Below are 17,917 nucleotides of genomic sequence, written 5' to 3'. Positions count from 1 at the left end.
CCGAAGGGCCGGGAAGACGGGCAATGCCTTTTCCGGCCCGTAAGATCTTATTTTTTCAGCGGTGCGTTCCAGCTATCCAACGTGGCTTTGGACCAGGCGCCATAAGCAGCATTTGGCAGCACAATCCAGTCGTTTCCGAAGTGTTCCGCGCTGGCTTCAACCAGATCGCGCTGCTGCTCGCTCGGCTTTTTGTTTTTAAACTGCACGGCGAAATCCGGCAGGCTGTCGCCGAACAGCATCACGATCTGCTGTTTTTTGAGGATGCTCTGGCGACGCTCTTCCTTGCTGACCGTGTCCAGAAGCACGCTTTCATCGGACACCTGCGGAAGTCCCAGGGCTGTTAACGTCCTGAGCGTATCGGCTTTATTTTCCTGCATGCGGTCCGAAACATAATAGATACGGACCTTGCTTTGATTCACATGGTCAAGAAACGCCTTCGCGCCCGGAATTAAGCCGGGTTTTCCCTGTTTTTCCCAGTCGCTCCAGGTGTCCCATTTTGTATAGTCGTGACACTGCTCCGTGTCGCGCACCAGCAGAGGGGTGTTATCCAGCACCGTTTCATCCAGGTCCATAACCACGGCGTAATTTTCAGGCGTTTTCAGACCTTTTAACTTTTCATTGAAACGTTCGGTGGCAAACCGATAGGTTTGCAGCTGAAGAGCCACGATCTCTGCCGATTTCTGCTGATAGCGCAGCGCCATTTCGTACGCTTTGGGTTCACACAGGTCGCGCCCGGCGGCCGTCGCCGCTGCCGTTGCACTCAAAACAGGTAATGCCAGCAGTAATGCCTTCGCCATAAAATTCACGCTTCTTTCCTCAACGCCTTGTTTAAAATCCGCAAAGCGTAGTGAAGTTCAATGACAGAAATATGAAGGCCGCGCCGTTAGACCAGCATGTAATACCAGAACAGGGCGACCTCGTCTTTTTCCGGTAAGGCGTTGTAGAGAAAACGATCGTATCCGCCGAGGGTAAACCCGTAGTTGCGGTAAAACAGACAGGCAGAGACGTTCACATTTTGTGTTTCAAGCCGTAATCCCGGCGCGTTTACGCTGCGGGCCCAGACGTGCGCGGCGGCCATCAGTTTTTGCGCGGCGCCGGTTCTGCGTTTCGTGCGCTCCACGGCGATGTAATCCACCGAGATAAACTTATTCCAGCCGATTGACGCGGTAATAAAACCCGCTATTTCACCGTCATCCGTTTCGGCGATAAGAAATATGGCGTCCGGATTAACGCAGTGGTTTTCAAGGGTTTGGATGTCGAGTTCGTAGGTTTTAATCCAGGGCTCGGCGACGGCTTCGGTATGCAAATCGCAGTGGATAAAGGGCTCTCGCGCAATGTGGCTAATGGTGAAAGAAAAGTCACAGCATTCAAGACGTACGAGGTCAGTATTTAATCCTTTTCGAATCTGCATAATTTTCCCGGTAGTGAGTTATCTCATAAAGAATAGACGAAGCGGTTAAATCCGCTGGGCTAACACACTTTTAATCCTGAACTAAGCTTGTACTTCGTTCCGTGTAAAACGTGGGTCATTCGAGGACAATGAATGGAATTCAGGACATTTCAAAAGCAGTGGGGTGCTGAGTTTATTTCCGATGACGTGGTACGTTTTCGCGTCTGGGCAGAAGGACAGAAAGAACTTACGCTACGTCTGGCTACCGCCGAGGTGCCGATGACGGCAGCTGGCGGCGGCTGGTTCCAGGCAGACGTACCCGGCGTCAGGCACGGCGCAGAGTATCAGTTTGTTCTTCAGGACGGCATGACGGTGCCCGATCCCGCCTCGCGCGCGCAAAAGGGGGACGTTAACGGCCCCTCCGTGGTGATCGATCCCCGGCGCTATCAGCCGGTCAACCGGGACTGGAGCGGGCGTCCGTGGGAAGAGACGGTTATTTACGAACTGCACGTTGGCACCTTTACCCCGGAGGGCACCTTCCGGGCGGCCATCGACAAGCTGCCGTATCTGGCAGAGCTCGGTATTACCCAGCTTGAAGTGATGCCCGTCTCCCAGTTTGGCGGAACCCGCGGCTGGGGCTACGACGGCGTGCTGCTGTATGCCCCGCACGCCGCCTACGGCACGCCGGAGGATTTCCACGCGTTTATCGACGCGGCTCACGGGCTGGGTCTTTCTGTGGTGCTGGATATCGTACTTAATCACTTCGGCCCGGAGGGGAACTATCTGCCGCTGCTGTCGCCCGCGTTTTTCGATGCGGATCGAATGACGCCGTGGGGCAACGGCATCGCCTACGAGCGCGAGCCGGTGAGACAGTACATGACCGACGCGCCGCTCTACTGGCTGACGGAGTACCGTCTGGACGGTCTGCGCTTTGATGCCATCGACCAGATTAAAGACGGCTCGGATACGCATATTCTCGAGGAGATTGCCGCAAAAATTCGCGAGGCCATTCCGCACCGTCACGTTCACCTGACCACGGAAGACAGCCGCAACGTGATTTTCCTGCATCCGCACGATGAGCAGGGCAACACGCCGCTGTTCACCGCCGAGTGGAATGATGACTTCCACAATGCCGCCCACGTGTTTGCTACCGGCGAGACCCACGCGTACTACCAGGATTTTGCCTTTGAGCCGGAGAAAAAGTTTGCCCGGGCGCTGGCGGAAGGGTTTGTCTACCAGGGCGAAATTTCGCTGCAAACCGGTGAATCCCGCGGGGTGGAGTGCCAGACGCAGCCGCCGCAGTTCTTCGTCGATTTTATTCAGAACCACGATCAGACCGGGAATCGCGCCCAGGGCGAGCGGCTTATCACCCTGGCCGGTGCCGACAAGACGCGGGTGCTGCTAGCCGCGCTGCTGCTTTCCCCCCACATCCCGCTGCTGTTTATGGGCGAGGAGTTCGGGGAAACGCATCCGTTCCTGTTCTTCACCGATTTTCACGGCGATCTGGCAAAGGCGGTGCGGGAAGGGCGGGCAAAAGAGTTTACCGGCCATGCGGGACACGATGAAATCGTCCCGGATCCGAATGACGTGAACACCTTTGTTCGCTCAAAGCTCGACTGGAATAAGATTGCCACCGACGAAGGTAAAACGTGGCTGCGCTTCACGCGCCATCTGCTGACGCTGCGCCATCGTCATATTGTTCCGCTTCTGCGTCATGGCGGCACCGTTCAGGGCAAGGTGATCAAGACCGCGCACGGCATGGTGGCGGTGAGCTGGCGCTTCCCGGCTGGGACGCTCTCTCTGGCGCTGAATATCAGCAATAAGCCCGTCACGCTGCCCGATCTCGCGGGTGAGACGCGCTTTGCCTGGCCGGAAGTCACTGACGTTTTACCGCCGAACGGTATTGTCGTTCGCTTTGCTGATGGAGAAGCATCGTTATGATCCCTTCCGCCACGTACCGTATTCAGTTTCGTAATGGCATGACCTTCGACCGCGTTGCGGCGCTGGTGCCGTACCTGAAAGATCTCGGTATCAGCCACCTCTACGCGTCGCCCGTGTTTACCGCCACAGCGGGTTCCACCCACGGCTATGACGTGACCAATCCGAATGAAATCGACCCCGCTATCGGCGGACGAGACGGCTTCGACCGCATGGTCGCAGCGCTTAAGCAGGCCGGCATGGGGCTGATTCTGGACATTGTCCCGAACCATATGTCGACCTCGCTGGAAAATCCCTGGTGGCGGGACGTGATTGAATACGGCCAGCAGAGCCGCTATTTCCGCTACTTCGATATCGACGCGTCGCGCCCGCTCACGCTGCCGTTTCTCGGCGACACCTTTGAGGCGGAGCTGGAGCAGGGAGCCATTACCTTAAAACGTGACCCTGTCACAAAAAAGGCCGCGCTGGTTTACTATGACGCCGAGTATCCGCTCAACCCGGGTACGTACAGCGAGGATAAAAGCATCGCTGAACTGCATGACGCGCAAAGCTGGCGGCTGATGTCCTGGCGGGAGGCGCCGAAGCAGCTCTCGTGGCGGCGCTTCTTTGAGATTACCGGGCTGGTCGGCGTTCGGGTTGAAGACGAGCCGGTATTCGACGATTCGCACCGGCTCATCCTTGAACTGGTCCACGCGGGCGTGGTGGACGGCCTGCGCATTGACCACGTCGACGGCCTGGCCGATCCGCTGGGGTATCTGCAGCGCCTGCGGCAGAAAACCGGCCCCGACTGCTACATCACGGTTGAAAAAATTCTCGCGAAGGGAGAACAGATCCCCGCGGACTGGCCGATCTCCGGTACCACCGGCTACGAGTTTATCGCCTCGCTGGCGGAAGTGCTGGTCGACGACGATAGCCTGGGGCGTCTTGAGAAAACCCACGACGAGACGCTGGGCATCACGGTCGATCGCCACGCGGAACTGCGGGATGCCAAAGGCCTGATGACCGATCGTAATTTTGAGGGTGAATTCACCACGCTGCTAAACCTTGCTGAGGATCTGGCACGCCGCAATGAGGTTGCGCTGCCGCGCGAGGAAATCCGCCACGCGCTGCGCGAACTGCTTATTGCGTTTCCGGTCTACCGCACCTACGGCACCCGGGAAGGATTAACCCCGCCGGACGTGGCGCTGCTTAACCGCGTGGTTGCCAGCGTGGAGACGTCGGAAGCGGCGCTCAGCCTGATCGTGCGCATTCTTACCGGCGACCTGCCGGAAGATTGCCGCGAGAGCGCCGCGCTGTTCAGGACCCGCTTCCAGCAGCTCACCGGGCCGCTGATGGCGAAATCCGTTGAAGACACGCTGTTCTTTCGCCACAACCTCGAGCTTGCGCTCAATGAAGTCGGTGCCGACCCGACCCCGCGCGCGTTTTCCTTATCCCGCTTCCACCAGGACATGCGCATTCGTCTGGCCCGTCAGCCCGACGCGCTGCTGGGCACCTCCACGCACGACACCAAGCGCGGGGAAGATGCCCGGGCACGTCTTTACACCCTGACGGAAGCGCCGGAACAATGGGGCAATAACCTGGCCCGCTGGCGGCAGATGAACCAGACCCAGGTGCGTTTTCTCAATGACGGTACCGCGCCGAACGCCGCCGATACCTGGATGATCTATCAGGCGCTGGCGGGCGTCTGGCCCGCCACGTTGTCACCAGACGACGTCGACGGGCTGAAATCACTCGAAGAACGTTTCCTTGGCTTTCTTGAGAAAGCGCTGCGCGAGGCGAAACAGCGCACCGACTGGATCGACAGCAACGAGAGCTATGAGAGCGTGGTGCTGAGCTACGCGCGGCACCTGCTTTCCCCGGACAACACCCTGTTCCTGCATGATTTCAGCGAGGCGATGCGGCCCTTTATCCGGGCCGGGCTGATGAACAGCCTCAGCCAGACGGTGATCAAGCTTACTGCCCCCGGCGTGCCGGACATCTATCAGGGCAGCGAGGCGCTTAACTTTAGCCTGGTCGACCCGGATAACCGCCGGGAGCCGGACTTTCCGGCCCTGGAGCACAACCTCAGCGCGGCGGATGCCACGGTGTTTGACGACCAGGCATGCTGGCGAGACGGGCGCGTTAAGCAGTTCGTCACCGCCACGCTGCTGCGGCTTCGGCCGCATTACGATGCGCTTTTCCGCTATGGCGACTGGCTGCCGCTTAAGGTCTCCGGCGAGCGCGAGGAGAACCTGATTGTCTATGCGCGCGTTAAGGAGGACGAGGCGCTGATTGTTGCCGTGCCGCGCCTGGTTTTTGGTGTCAACGGCAACGAAGAGCTGTGGATCAATACCACGGTAGCGATACCCGACGACCTGGTCGGGAAGCGCTATCGGGACCTGTTCAGCGGTGAAAGCCGCATTCTGCAAGAGACGCTGGATTTAACGTCAGAAAAGGGATGTGTACTGGTTCTGCTTACCTGCGAATAATCGTGGAGAACGAAAATGGCAAAGGATACTACGTTTGAAATTCGGGCCGGTCATGGCCAGCAGTTGGGTGCTAATTATGACGGGAAAGGGGTTAACTTCGCGCTGTTCTCCGCTCACGCCGAGCGGGTAGAGCTCTGTCTTTTTGACCCGTCCGGGAAAAACGAAATCGCCCGGCTGGAGCTGCCGGAATATACCCATGAGGTCTGGCACGGCTATGTGCCGGACCTGAAGCCCGGCGCGCTGTACGGCTATCGCGTCTATGGGCCCTACGATCCTGAAAACGGTCACCGCTTCAACCCGCACAAGCTGCTTATCGACCCTTACGCCCGCGAACTGGTGGGCGATATCGACTGGAACGACGCGCATTTCGGCTATGTGCTGGGACATGACGAACTGGACCTCAGTTTTGATACGCGCGACAGCGCGCCGTTTACGCCAAAATGCAAGGTCATCGACCCGGACGCCTTTGACTGGCAGGACAACAGCCGGCCAAACGTGCCCTGGCCGCGTACCGTCGTCTATGAGAGCCACGTGAAGGGCTTTACCCAGATGAACCCGGCCATCCCGCCTGAGCTGCGCGGCACGTTTGAGGGGATGGGACACAAAGCCTCGGTCGACTACATCAAGAGTCTTGGCATCACCTCGGTGGAGCTGCTGCCGGTTCACTGGTTCCCGGACGACCAGCATCTGCTCGATCGTGGCCTGAAGAACTTCTGGGGCTATAACACCCTCGGCTTTTTTGCTCCGGCGTCGCGCTATTACGGCCCGGCGGGGATCCAGGGCTTTCGCGACATGGTGCGCGCGTATCATGACGCGGGCATCGAGGTGATTCTGGACGTGGTGTACAACCACACGGCGGAAGGAAATGAGCTTGGCCCCACGCTCTCGTTCAAGGGGATTGATAACTACAGCTATTACCGCACCCTGCCGGACCAGCACCGGTACTACATCAACGACACCGGGACGGGAAATACGGTCAACACCTCGCACCCGCGCGTGCTGCAGATGGTGATGGATTCACTGCGCTACTGGGCGGAGTCGATGCACATCGACGGTTTTCGTTTCGATCTGGGGACGATCCTGGGCCGCGAGCCGGAAGGGTTTGACCCACGCGGCGGTTTCTTCGACGCCATATCGCAGGATCCGGTGTTATCGAGACTGAAGCTGATTGGTGAACCCTGGGATATCGGTCCCGGCGGGTATCAGGTTGGCGGTTTCCCGCCGGGCTGGGGGGAGTGGAACGACAAATACCGCGATACCGTACGCGAGTACTGGAAGGGCGATAACGTCTCCAATGATTTTGCCGCACGCCTGCTGGGATCCGGGGATCTTTACGACCTGCGCGGACGTCGTCCGTGGGCCAGCGTCAACTTCATCACCGCTCACGACGGCTTTACGCTGAATGACCTGGTGTCGTATAACGAAAAGCACAACGCCGACAACGGTGAGGACAATAACGATGGGCATAACGATAACCGCTCGTACAACTACGGCGAGGAAGGGCCAACCGAGAACCCGGATATTATTGCTACCCGCGAACGGCAGAAGCGTAATTTCCTGACCACGCTGCTGTTTTCACACGGCACGCCGATGCTGCTGGCGGGGGACGAGTTTGGCCGCACGCAGAAGGGCAACAACAACGGCTACTGCCAGGACAGTGAGATTTCGTGGATTGACTGGAAGGGGCTATCCGAAAACGACGCCGCGCTGCGCGAGTTTACCCGACGGCTTATTGCCCTGCGCGCATCGCAGCCGCTGCTGCGCCGTGAAAGCTGGCGCGACGGGCTCGAGATCCGCTGGTTTAATGCCGGAGGCGGTCCGCAGCAGGACGAGCAGTGGGATGAGGGCTCGACGCTCGGGGTCTCCATCAGCAGGCCGGATCTCAGGCAGGAGGACGGCATCTGGCACGACGTGCTGATGCTGTTTAATCCGTTTGAAGGCACCGTGCCGTTCCAGATCCCGCAGTTTGGCGAAGGGGGATGGGTGCTGGAGCTGTCTACGGCAGAGGACGCTGCCGCCGGGACAGCGTTCACCGACACCGTAGAGTACGAACTGGCCGGACGCAGTATTACCCTCTTCAGACGTCCTTAGCCCTAGAGTGATGCCGCCGCGCGGGCGGCGGTGTCATACAGGGAGGAGATCGTGCGTAACAGCTGCGCAGTTTCGCCAATCGACTTCCCGGCAATGCCGCTCTCCGCGTGGATAGCGATCAGACACGCCTCCCGCACGTCCCGGTACTTCATGCACAACGCTTTCCCTTCCTCGGTGGTGGAGAAAAAGAGCTCTTTGCCCGCTTTCTCACTCGTCACGTAGCCCGCTTTGACCAGCTTTTTCAGGGCATAGGTCACCACGTGGGTATCTTCCACGTTGAGAACGAAACAGATATCGGCCAGCTTTTTCTTGCGGTCACGGTGGTTCACGTGATGCAGCAGCGAGACGTCAAAGGCGCCCATGTCGGGCTCGCCCGCTGCGGTCATGCAGCGCACCATCCATTTGTTGAACGCGTTGCTGGTCATGATCAGCGCGTACTCCAGCTCTGACAGCTCCGCGCAGCGCTCGGACACCAGATGGCGGGAAGAGACGATCCGGCCGTCGTTGATATCGTCGCGATCGGGTGAAGCACTCTTTTTCGAGGTCATAACGTTCCTTAGCCAGAAATGTAAACTCATCGATAAAATAAGAACATTTTATTGATAATTTGTTTACATGTTTTTGAGGTTCAGATATAGCTTTTTAGCGCAGGTTTTCCGAAACCTGACGAAAAACACAACATCGCTCGCCGCAAATTAAAAAAATAGCCGTCGGCGCGCAACGCTCACTTTGGATAGGGTAAACGTTATGGACGGTACTACGCTGTTGCCGCTGATCGGGATACCGATCGTGGTTATTGGTTTTGCACTGCGCTTCAACCCGCTGCTGGTGGTCGTGGTGGCGGGGCTGGCGACGGGTCTGCTGGTCGGCATGGATTTCGGGATGCTGCTGGAGACTTTCGGCGAGAAGTTCGTGAATAGCCGATCGCTGGCGACCTTCATTCTGATCCTGCCCGTGATTGGTCTGCTGGAATATTACGGGCTTAAGGAGCGCGCGCAGGCCTGGGTGGCGAAGATCGCCAGCGCCACCTCGGCGCGTATTCTGATGCTCTATTTTGTCGCCCGTGAGGGCACCGCCGCGCTGGGGCTGATGTCGCTGGGCGGCCATGCCCAGACGGTGCGCCCGCTGCTGGCCCCGATGGCCGAAGGGGCGGCGCTGAACGAATACGGCGAGCTGCCGCAGCACATCCGCGACAAAATCAAAGCCCATGCCGCGGCGTGTGACAATATCGCGGTCTTCTTCGGGGAAGATATTTTTATTGCCTTTGGGGCGGTGCTGCTGATCGACGCCTTCCTGAAAGAGAACGGTATTCCGGGCATCGAACCGCTGCATATCGGCCTGTGGGCCATCCCAACCGCCATTGCGGCATTAATTATTCATATGACGCGCCTGCTGCGCCTGGATGCCAGCATCCGTCGCGACGTGATGGCCTGGCGTGCAGAGCAGGGTACGCAGGAGGCCGCGCAATGATGACGCTCATCACCATTAACCGCGTGTACTACCTGATCGGCTTCGTCGTGATGCTGCTGGTCGTGATGACCCTGCGCGATCGCGCCAATCCGAAGCGTTTTACCACGGCGCTGTTCTGGTTCTTGTTTGGCGGGATCTTCCTCTTCGGCGACCTGATGGTGCAGGAGCTGGGGAAATCGCTGGCGTACCGGATCATTGGCGGGGGCGTTATCGCTATCGCGCTGCTGGCGGGCTTTGGCCTGGTCGGGAAAGGGCACTATAAGATGTCCACCGAGGAGGAGCGCGTTGCCTCATCGAACCGGCTAAAAAACTGGCTGTTTCTGCCCGCGCTGATGATCCCGGTGGTGACGGTTATTGGCACCCTTTTCCTGAAAGGGGTTTCGGTTGGCGGCGTGTTTCTGCTCGATCAGAAACAGCTCACCCTGGCGGCGCTGTGCGTGGCCTGCGTCGCGGCGATCTTCACCGGCTGGTGGCTGACCAAAGGTACCCCGCTGCATGCCATTCGTCAGTCTCGTCGTCTTGTCGATACCATCGGCTGGGCGGTGATCCTGCCGCAGATGCTGGCCATGCTCGGCGGCGTGTTCGTGGCGGCCAATACCGGTGATTCAGTGCAGAAGGTGGTGAGCCTGTTCGTTAACCCGGATAACCGCTTCATGCTGGTGGTGATTTACTGCGTGGGAATGGCGCTGTTTACCATGATCATGGGGAATGCCTTTGCGGCCTTCCCGGTGTTGAGCGCCGGTATCGCCTTGCCGTTTCTGATCAACGTGCATCACGGCAACCCGGCACCGCTGCTGGCGATTGGCATGTACGCGGGCTATTGCGGCACGCTGATGACGCCGATGGCCGCAAACTTCAATATCGTTCCCGCCGCGCTGCTGGAGCTGAAGGACAAATATCAGGTGATCAAGATCCAGATCCCGACCGCGTTAACCCTGCTGGTGGTGAACGTGTTCCTCATGTATTTCCTCGTGTTTCGCTAAGGAGCTGTTATGGAATTAACGCAACATCAGGCTGACGCGTTTGCCCGCATGCCTTTGACCTATTTGCGCCAGGAATACCCGAACCACATCATGCATCTGCTGAATGATGATGGCGACGTGCTGCCGCCTCGCGAACTGCACCCGATTTTCTACGGCTGTTTCGACTGGCATTCGGCGGTTCACGGCTACTGGCTGCTGCTGCGCTGCGTGCGTCTTTATCCCGAACTACCGTGTCGCGAGGCGATCGTCGCGCTTTTTGACGAGCACCTGACCGAAGAGAACGTGGCGAAAGAGCTGGCCTATTTCACCGCGCCGTTCCGCGCCTCGTTTGAGCGCCCGTATGGCTACGGCTGGCTGCTGGCGCTGGCCCAGGAGCTGAAGCAGTCGTCGCTGCCGCAGGCCGCAGTCTGGTACCAGACGCTTGAGCCGTTAACCCAGGATATTCGCAATCGGCTGGTGGATTACCTCGGCAAGCTTACCTATCCGATCCGCGTCGGGACGCACTACAACACGGCGTTTGCCCTCGCGCTGGGGCTGGACTACGCCCGAGCCGTAGAAGATAGCGCGCTTGAGCAGGCGATTGTGACGGCGGCTGAGCGGTTTTATCTCACCGACACGCGCTATCCGGCGCATTACGAACCCGGCGGGGATGAGTACATTTCCGGGGCGCTGACGGAAGCGCTGCTGATGAGCAAGGTGTCGGAGGGCTTCCCGGCCTGGTTTGACGCGTTTCTCCCGGAGGTAGGTTCCGTTGCGGCGCTGATGAACCCGGCGGAAGTGAGCGACCGTACCGACCCGAAAATCGCCCATCTCGACGGGTTAAACCTCAGCCGCGCCTGGTGCATGAAGCATATTGCCCGCGCGCTTCCCGCTAACCATCCGGCGCAGCAGGCGCTGCGCGAGGCGGTGGCGAAACACCTGACGGCAAGCGTCGAGCATGTGGTTGGCAGCCATTACAGCGGCGGGCACTGGCTGGCGAGCTTTGCGCTGCTGGCGCTGGAGTAAACGAACGAGTCGCCTTTTTTGCCGGGTGGCGCTGCGCTTACCCGGCCTACGCTTCCTTGTAGGCCCGTGCAAGCGTAGCGCCGCCGGGCTAATCAGGCTGATGCCCGAACCGCAGGGCGCAGCCTGCTCACGCTAAACAACACCGATCCCGTCGAGGCGATGACGGCTATCCACAGCGCCAGATGCACGGCCCGGTCATGGTCTGATCCGGTCGTTGCAAGCAGCACGCCCACCGCGGCGGCGCCTAGACACTGCCCAAACGTCCTGACGATAGACAACACGCCGGAGGCGTAGCTGGCATATTCCCGCGCCACGTTAGAGAGCATTTCCCGGTTATTGGGGCTCTGGAAGCAGCCAAACCCAATCCCGCACACCAGACTGCGCAGGCAGATATTCCATGCGGAAGGGCTTTCCGGCAACGTCGCCAGCAGGACCAGTCCACCGACAAAAATCATCAGCCCGATTGTCGAGATCAGCGGCGCGGAAATCGTATCGGCCCAGCGCCCGGCGTGCGGCGCGATCAGCACGATGCCAATCGGCCACGGGGTGAACAGCAGCGCGGAGACCACCGGGCTGTAGCCATATACGCTCTGAAACAGGAACGGCAGCGCAACAAAGGTGATGCCCTGGCTCACAAACGAGGCCAGCGAGGTCAGGGCTGCGAGGGTGAAGCGTCCGTTTTTGAACATGACGGGCGGCAGGATGGGACTTTGCGCGCGCCGAATTCGCCAGATAAAGGCGAGGGCGCTGACCAGCGTGAGCAGCCCCCAGCCTGTGGCCGCCTGGTTAATGTGTTGCGTCACGCTCTGAAGACTGTCAGCCAGCATGATCGCTGAGCCTAACAGCACGGCGGAGAGCACGGCGCCCGGCGCGTCAAAGGTTGAGCGGTTAACGGCCGATTCCCGCGGCAAGGCCCGCCACGCCAGCAGCAGGGCGATGCTGCCCGGAAGAATGTTAATGGCGAACAGCCACTGCCAGCTCAGCGCGTCCAGTAGGGTTCCGCCCAGCACGGGAGCAATCGCCGTGCTGGAGGCGATAAGCAGGGCGTGCAGCCCCAGAATGCGGCCAAGCAGTCGACCCGGAAAAACGGATCGCAGGATGGCCGGGGCGATACTCAGGGTCGCCGCGCCGCCGATGCCTTGCAAAATACGCATGCCGATCAGCATTTCTGGCGTGGTCGCCAGCGCGCAGCCGAGCGAGGTGAGCGTAAAGGTGGCAAGCCCGGCCAGAAAGACCGGGCGATAGCCCACGCGCGCCGCCAGCGCCGCGAAGAGGGCTAACGTCATTGCCGCTGATAGCAGATAACCGTTGGCGAACCAGACCGCGACGTTCGCGGGAACCTGCATCGCCCTTGCCATGGAGGGCAGCGCGATGTTGATCATGGTGCCGTCAAAGACGCCCATCAGCGTGGTAGTCATAACGGCGGCCATTACCCGGGCGCGTTCATGCCCGGGTAAACCTTCATCGCCGGGCTGGTTTGAAAATAGCGTCATCGTCGTTACTCCGGATAAGAATAGTGATGACGAAACTATAATCATGCGGTATACAGGGCGGAAGACGCATCAGCTGCACTTAATCGTTGCATATAACGCCTTATCTGAGGAGCCATCGTGTCCGATCCTGATTTTAACCTTCTGGTTGCGCTCGACGTTCTGCTGGCCGAAGCCAGCGTGGCGGGCGCGGCGCGACGTTTGAACCTCAGCACCTCCGCCATGAGCCGCACCCTGAGCAGGCTGCGGGAGGTGACCGGCGATCCTATTCTGGTACGGGCCGGTCGTCATATGGTGCTGACGCCCTGGGCCGAAGCCACCCGGGACCGCGCCAGAAGCGCCGTACACGAGGCGAGGGCGGTGCTACAGCCCTCCACCGACGCGCTGAAGGTGGAAAATCTCGAGCGGCTGTTCACCATCAGAGCCAACGACGGTTTTGTGGTGGCGTTTGGGCCACTGCTGATTGCGGCGGTGGCGAGCGTTGCGCCCGAGGTGTGCATCCGCTTCTCGCCGAAACCTGAAAAAACGTCGCGCTATTTGCGTGAGGGGCTGGTCGACCTGGAGATCGGCGTGCAGAGCAATATGGGGCCTGAAATACGGCTGCAACGGCTCTTTCAGGATCGGTTTGTTGGCGCGGTGCGCAAGGGGCATCCGCTGTCATTACGGCCTGATGTCAGCCTTGCCGATTATGTCGCGTGGGGCCACGTGGTGGCCTCACCGGACGGATCGTTACACGGTTTTGTCGATGACGCGCTGGCGGAACGGGGGATGAAGCGCAAGATCGCCAGCGTGGTGCCCGGATTTCCGACGGCACTATCCGTGGCGCTGGCGTCCGATCTGATTGCCATGGTGCCGGCGCTGTACCTGCTCAATCAGCCGATGAACGAGCGCGTACACGTTTTTGAGCTGCCGTTTAAAACCCGGACCATTACGGTGTCGCAGATGTGGCATCCGCGCATGGAACGGGACCCGGGGCATCGATGGCTCAGGGAAAAGGTACTGGACGTGTGTCGGCCCGTGCGCTGACGCTCAGGTCGCTTTTCCCGGCACGGTGAGGATAAAGCGTGTCGACACCGCATCCGATTCCACGCGGACTTTTCCGTGGTGCGCGGTGACGATGGACTTCACGATGGCAAGCCCGATCCCGCTGCCTTCGCCTTTACGCTGCCTTGACGGATCGACGCGATAGAAACGGTCAAACAGCTTCGGCAGATGTTCCTGAGGGATCGGCGTGCCGGGGTTTTCTGTCACCAGTTCAACGTCGTTATCCCGTTTTTTGAGGGAGACCGTCACCGTTTTGCCCGCTGGCGTATAGCGCAGGGCGTTGGATAAAAGATTATTGATGGCCCTTCTGAACATCTGCGGATCGCCTTCTATCAGGCAGGGCATCCCGTTGAATTTCAGCGTGATATTCCGCTCTTCCGCCCAGGCTTCGAAGAAATCGAAGACTTTCATGACCTCCGTACTCAAATCAAACATCACCCGGTCGGGGATCAGCTGATTATTATCCGCCTGCGCCAGGAAAAGCATATCGCTGACCATCCGCGTCATCCGGTTGTACTCTTCAAGACTGGAGTAAAGAACATCTTCCAGCTCTTTCTGCGAGCGGTTCTGGCTCAGCGCGATTTCCGTTTGCGTCACCAGGTTGGTGATGGGGGTTCTGATTTCATGCGCGATATCAGCGGAAAAATTCGCCTGACGGGTAAAGACATCTTCTATCTTTTCGATCATATGGTTGAAGGAGATGACCAGCTGTTCCAGCTCAACGGGCACGCGCGACGGCTCCAGTCGTGCATCCAGATTTTCGGAGGTGATATTTTTAATGGCGTTGCTGACGTTACGCAGAGGCAAATGTCCCTGACGCACCGCGATGCGAATGACAAGAATAATCAGCAGGCTGATCGCCGCGGCAATCGCCAGGAGATTCTTTTTCAGCGCCTCAAGGTAGTGGAGATGAAAATTAATCGAGAGCCCGATCAGCATGACGTAGCCCTGGGTTTTGCCCTGCAGCGTCGCCGTGCCGGAAGAGGCGATAATCCGGTAGGTTTCCATGTTCATATCGGACCCTGCGTGCATGTTTGTAGCAGGGCCGTCAACCGTCCAGAGAAACACATCCTGCGCGCGGCGGTGTTCGCTAAAGTCCGCCGTATTCATTGCAGGGCGCAGTGCCGCTCCTTGCGCCGAGCTGAACAGGATATTGCCCTGGGGATCCAGAAGCAGGACGGCCACGTTGCGGTAGCTGGCAATTGACTCTTTGATCTTGCTGATTTTCTTTTGGTCGGGATCGGCCGGAGCTTGCAGTATGCGGTGCATTGCGGTGCTGATTTGCTGCAGATCGCTGATATCCTGCTCGGCAAAGTGTTTTTCAACGGAATGCAGCATAAACCAGGTAAAGGCGAAAAAAGCCAGAATTGTGGAGAGACTGATAAAAAAGGTCAGCCGCAGAGCAAGCGAAAAAGGGCGCCTGGGAAGCTTAACGTGCATCCGGCACCTCCAGCATATAGCCCACGCCGCGCACCGTCTGGATCAGCTTCGGTTCAAAATCGTTGTCAATTTTCGCACGAAGCCGCTTTACGGCCACGTCAATTGCGTTCGTGTCGCTGTCAAAGTTCATGTCCCACACCTGGGAGGCAATCAGGGAGCGGGGAAGCACCTCTCCCTGATGACGCATGAAAAACTCCAGCAGGCTGAACTCTTTGCTGGTTAACAGGATACGGCTTCCGGCCCGGCTTACCTTTCTCGACACGAGGTCAACCGTCAGGTCAGCCACCTGCAGCTGGCTTTGCGCAATCACCGTATTTCCGCGTCTTAACAGCGTCCTTACCCTGGCGAGCAGCTCAGCAAAGGCGAAAGGCTTAATCAGGTAATCATCCGCGCCCAGCTCAAGCCCTTTAACCCGGTGCTCAATCGTGCCGAGTGCCGTCAGTAGCAGGATGGGCATCCCCTTGCCGGCAGAGCGGAGCATGCGGACAATGTCCCAGCCGTTCACATCGGGCAGCATGATATCCAGAATCAGCAGATCGTATTCAGCGGTCATGGCGAGATGGTAGCCGTTCAGGCCATTATCCGCGTGGTCCACCACAAACCCCGCCTCAGTCAGACCCTTACTCAGGTACTCACCGGTTTTAATTTCGTCTTCGACGATCAGTATTTTCATCGTGCTCCCCAGAATGGCTGCTGATGACATTCTAGTGAGCCTGCGACCGTTAACAATGACTTACGCCATAAATGACAACATTGTCATTATCCTGTCACCCGTCAAACAGGATGCGTTCCGTAGAGTAGCCCTAAAACTCCTCTGGACTTCATTTGAACCGTTATGTTCCCGTTAAAACGACTTAGCATCAGTACGGTATTTATTCTTGCAGGCTGCGTCTCGCTGGCCCCTGAATACCAGCGCCCGGCGGCACCGGTGCCCCAGCAGTTTTCACTTTCGCGCAACGGCCTGACGCCCGCGGTGGCGGGGTATCAGGACACCGGCTGGCGACACTTTTTTGTCGATCCTCAGGTTGCCGGGCTGATAACAGAAGCTCTGGAGAACAACCGCGATATAAAAATGGCCGCCCTGAAGGTTGAAGAAGCCCGGGCGCAGTTCAACGTGACGGATGCGGATCGTTACCCTCAGCTAAATGCCTCCTCGGGTATCACCTACAGCGGCGGGCTGAAAAGTGACAAACCCACCGCGCAGCAGTACGACGCGGGTTTTGCGCTTAGCTATGACCTCGACTTTTTCGGCAAGCTGAAGAACATGAGCGATGCTGACCGACAAAACTTTTTCGCCAGCGAGGAGGCCCGTCGCGCGGTGCATATCCTGCTCGTCTCTAACGTGTCGCAGAGCTATTTCAACCAGCAGCTGGCGTATAAACAGCTGCGCATTGCGCGGGATACGCTGACAAATTACCAGCAGTCTTATGCGTTCGTTGAGCAGCAGCTGGTGACGGGCAGTACGAACGTCCTGGCGCTGGAACAGGCGCGGGGACAGATCGAAAGTACGCGAGCAGATATTGCTAAAAGAGAGGGGGATCTGGCGCAGGCCAATAATGCCCTGCAGCTGGTCCTCGGCACGTATCGCGCACTGCCGGGTGACGGCGGCATGAATGCCAGCGACGTTGCGCCGGTAACGCTGCCTCCACACCTTTCTTCAGCGATACTGCTGCAGCGCCCGGATATTATGGAGGCGGAGTATCAGCTTAAAGCGGCCGATGCGAATATCGGTGCGGCGCGCGCTGCCTTTTTCCCGTCCATATCACTTACCAGCGGGCTCTCAACCAGCAGCACGGAGTTGTCAAGCCTGTTCACGTCAGGGAGCGGGATGTGGAATTTTATTCCTAAAATCGACATTCCCATTTTTAATGCGGGCAGAAATAAGGCCAACCTGAAGCTGGCCGAAATTCGCCAGCAGCAGTCGGTTGTGAATTACGAACAAAAAATTCAGTCCGCCTTCAAACAGGTTGCCGACGCGCTTGCGCTGCGGGGCAGCCTCAGCCAGCAGCTGTCCGCACAGCATCGGTATCTTGATTCGCTACGCATCACCCTGCAGCGCGCCAGAGGGTTATATTCCAGCGGTGCAGTTAGCTATATCGAAGTATTAGACGCGGAACGTTCGTTGTTTTCTACGCAGCAAAACATTCTCGACCTTATTTATGCCCGTCAGGTTAATGAAATTAATCTTTTCACCGCGCTCGGCGGCGGTTGGGTCGAATAACCTTATTTAATTAAACAGGAAAATAAACATGCGCAATTCACTTAAGGCCCTTGTATTCGGTACGTTCTCCATTGTGTTTTCTGCTGGCGTCCAGGCCGAGGTCCATCAGCACGAGGGGATGAGTTCTGCCAGCGAAGGGACCTCAGAGCAGCTCATCACCGGGACCGGTATCGTGAAGGACATTGATCTCACAAATAAAAAAGTCACGATCTCTCATGAAGCCATCCCGGTGATTGGCTGGCCCGCGATGACCATGCGTTTCACCTTTATTCAGGCTGACGAGAGCATCACGGCCTTAAAAGTCGGCAGTCACGTTGATTTTACGTTTGTTCAGCAGGGCAATATCTCTTTACTGAAGAGCATTAAATAGCGAGACA

Annotated in this window: 15 protein-coding genes; 9 read left to right on the top strand and 6 right to left on the bottom strand. The window is 58.2% G+C overall.

Going from position 1 to position 17,917, the window contains the following annotated elements:
• Positions 1-47 precede the first annotated feature (47 nt).
• Together N037_RS20445 and N037_RS20440 are read right to left on the bottom strand one after the other, a co-directional pair.
• Positions 48-806: a 5'-nucleotidase, lipoprotein e(P4) family gene (locus tag N037_RS20445; protein ID WP_032643078.1), complete on the bottom strand. Its 759-nt coding sequence runs from the start codon at positions 804-806 to the stop codon at positions 48-50.
• A gap of 77 nt (positions 807-883) precedes the next feature.
• Positions 884-1,411: a GNAT family N-acetyltransferase gene (locus N037_RS20440; RefSeq protein ID WP_032643076.1), complete on the bottom strand. Its 528-nt coding sequence runs from the start codon at positions 1,409-1,411 to the stop codon at positions 884-886.
• 132 nt (positions 1,412-1,543) lie between these two features.
• Between N037_RS20440 and treZ the strand changes: the two genes are divergently transcribed.
• From treZ to glgX, 3 genes are read left to right on the top strand one after another with little or no spacing between them, the layout of a single operon-like run.
• Complete coding sequence (gene treZ, locus N037_RS20435) at positions 1,544-3,331, top strand: malto-oligosyltrehalose trehalohydrolase (RefSeq protein ID WP_032643074.1); 1,788 nt, start codon at positions 1,544-1,546, stop codon at positions 3,329-3,331.
• Entirely contained in the window at positions 3,328-5,796 is a 2,469-nt protein-coding gene (gene treY / locus N037_RS20430) for a malto-oligosyltrehalose synthase (protein ID WP_032643072.1), read from the top strand. Before treZ ends, treY begins: the two co-directional genes overlap by 4 nt.
• Before the next feature lie 15 nt (positions 5,797-5,811).
• Positions 5,812-7,887 carry a glycogen debranching protein GlgX gene (gene glgX, locus N037_RS20425; protein ID WP_032643070.1) on the top strand — a complete coding sequence of 692 codons (2,076 nt, stop codon included), beginning with the start codon at positions 5,812-5,814 and terminating at the stop codon, positions 7,885-7,887.
• A 2-nt stretch (positions 7,888-7,889) separates the two neighbouring features.
• Here glgX and N037_RS20420 read toward each other — a convergent pair whose 3' ends face one another.
• A complete protein-coding gene (locus tag N037_RS20420) occupies positions 7,890-8,435 on the bottom strand; it encodes a winged helix DNA-binding protein (protein WP_023311843.1) in 546 nt (181 codons plus the stop codon).
• Between the two features lie 199 nt (positions 8,436-8,634).
• Here N037_RS20420 and N037_RS20415 point away from each other — a divergent pair, with 199 nt between their 5' ends.
• From N037_RS20415 to N037_RS20405, 3 genes are read left to right on the top strand one after another with little or no spacing between them, the layout of a single operon-like run.
• On the top strand, positions 8,635-9,357 hold the full coding sequence (locus tag N037_RS20415; RefSeq protein ID WP_021240145.1) for a DUF969 domain-containing protein: 723 nt from the start codon (positions 8,635-8,637) through the stop codon (positions 9,355-9,357).
• The gene (locus N037_RS20410; protein WP_032643068.1) at positions 9,354-10,340 is read left to right on the top strand and encodes a DUF979 domain-containing protein; all 987 of its coding nucleotides are present in this window, start codon (positions 9,354-9,356) and stop codon (positions 10,338-10,340) included. The genes N037_RS20415 and N037_RS20410 overlap by 4 nt, the downstream gene beginning before the upstream one ends.
• 9 nt (positions 10,341-10,349) lie before the next feature.
• Positions 10,350-11,345, top strand: a complete 996-nt coding sequence (locus N037_RS20405) for a DUF2891 domain-containing protein (protein ID WP_032643065.1) — start codon at positions 10,350-10,352, stop codon at positions 11,343-11,345.
• Positions 11,346-11,437: 92 nt separating this feature from the next.
• Here N037_RS20405 and N037_RS20400 read toward each other — a convergent pair whose 3' ends face one another.
• On the bottom strand, positions 11,438-12,838 hold the full coding sequence (locus tag N037_RS20400) for an MFS transporter (protein ID WP_032643063.1): 1,401 nt from the start codon (positions 12,836-12,838) through the stop codon (positions 11,438-11,440).
• A gap of 117 nt (positions 12,839-12,955) precedes the next feature.
• Between N037_RS20400 and N037_RS20395 the strand changes: the two genes are divergently transcribed.
• Positions 12,956-13,861: a LysR family transcriptional regulator gene (locus N037_RS20395; protein ID WP_032643061.1), complete on the top strand. Its 906-nt coding sequence runs from the start codon at positions 12,956-12,958 to the stop codon at positions 13,859-13,861.
• 3 nt (positions 13,862-13,864) lie between these two features.
• On the opposite strand, the gene N037_RS20390 is transcribed toward N037_RS20395, so the two are convergent.
• Together N037_RS20390 and N037_RS20385 are read right to left on the bottom strand one after the other, a co-directional pair.
• Complete coding sequence (locus tag N037_RS20390; RefSeq protein ID WP_032643059.1) at positions 13,865-15,319, bottom strand: Cu(+)/Ag(+) sensor histidine kinase; 1,455 nt, start codon at positions 15,317-15,319, stop codon at positions 13,865-13,867.
• The gene (locus tag N037_RS20385; protein ID WP_032643057.1) at positions 15,309-15,992 is read right to left on the bottom strand and encodes a copper/silver response regulator transcription factor; all 684 of its coding nucleotides are present in this window, start codon (positions 15,990-15,992) and stop codon (positions 15,309-15,311) included. Before N037_RS20385 ends, N037_RS20390 begins: the two co-directional genes overlap by 11 nt.
• A gap of 162 nt (positions 15,993-16,154) precedes the next feature.
• Here N037_RS20385 and N037_RS20380 point away from each other — a divergent pair, with 162 nt between their 5' ends.
• Together N037_RS20380 and cusF are read left to right on the top strand one after the other, a co-directional pair.
• Positions 16,155-17,540, top strand: a complete 1,386-nt coding sequence (locus N037_RS20380) for an efflux transporter outer membrane subunit (protein ID WP_032643055.1) — start codon at positions 16,155-16,157, stop codon at positions 17,538-17,540.
• A 28-nt stretch (positions 17,541-17,568) separates the two neighbouring features.
• Entirely contained in the window at positions 17,569-17,910 is a 342-nt protein-coding gene (gene cusF, locus N037_RS20375) for a cation efflux system protein CusF (protein ID WP_032643054.1), read from the top strand.
• Positions 17,911-17,917 lie beyond the last annotated feature (7 nt).

It is taken from the genome of Enterobacter sp. EGD-HP1 (genome assembly GCF_000733275.2).
Lineage (GTDB): Bacteria > Pseudomonadota > Gammaproteobacteria > Enterobacterales > Enterobacteriaceae > Enterobacter.
Note: the sequence above shows the minus strand (reverse complement) of the source record. Positions and strands in the feature narration are given on the sequence as shown.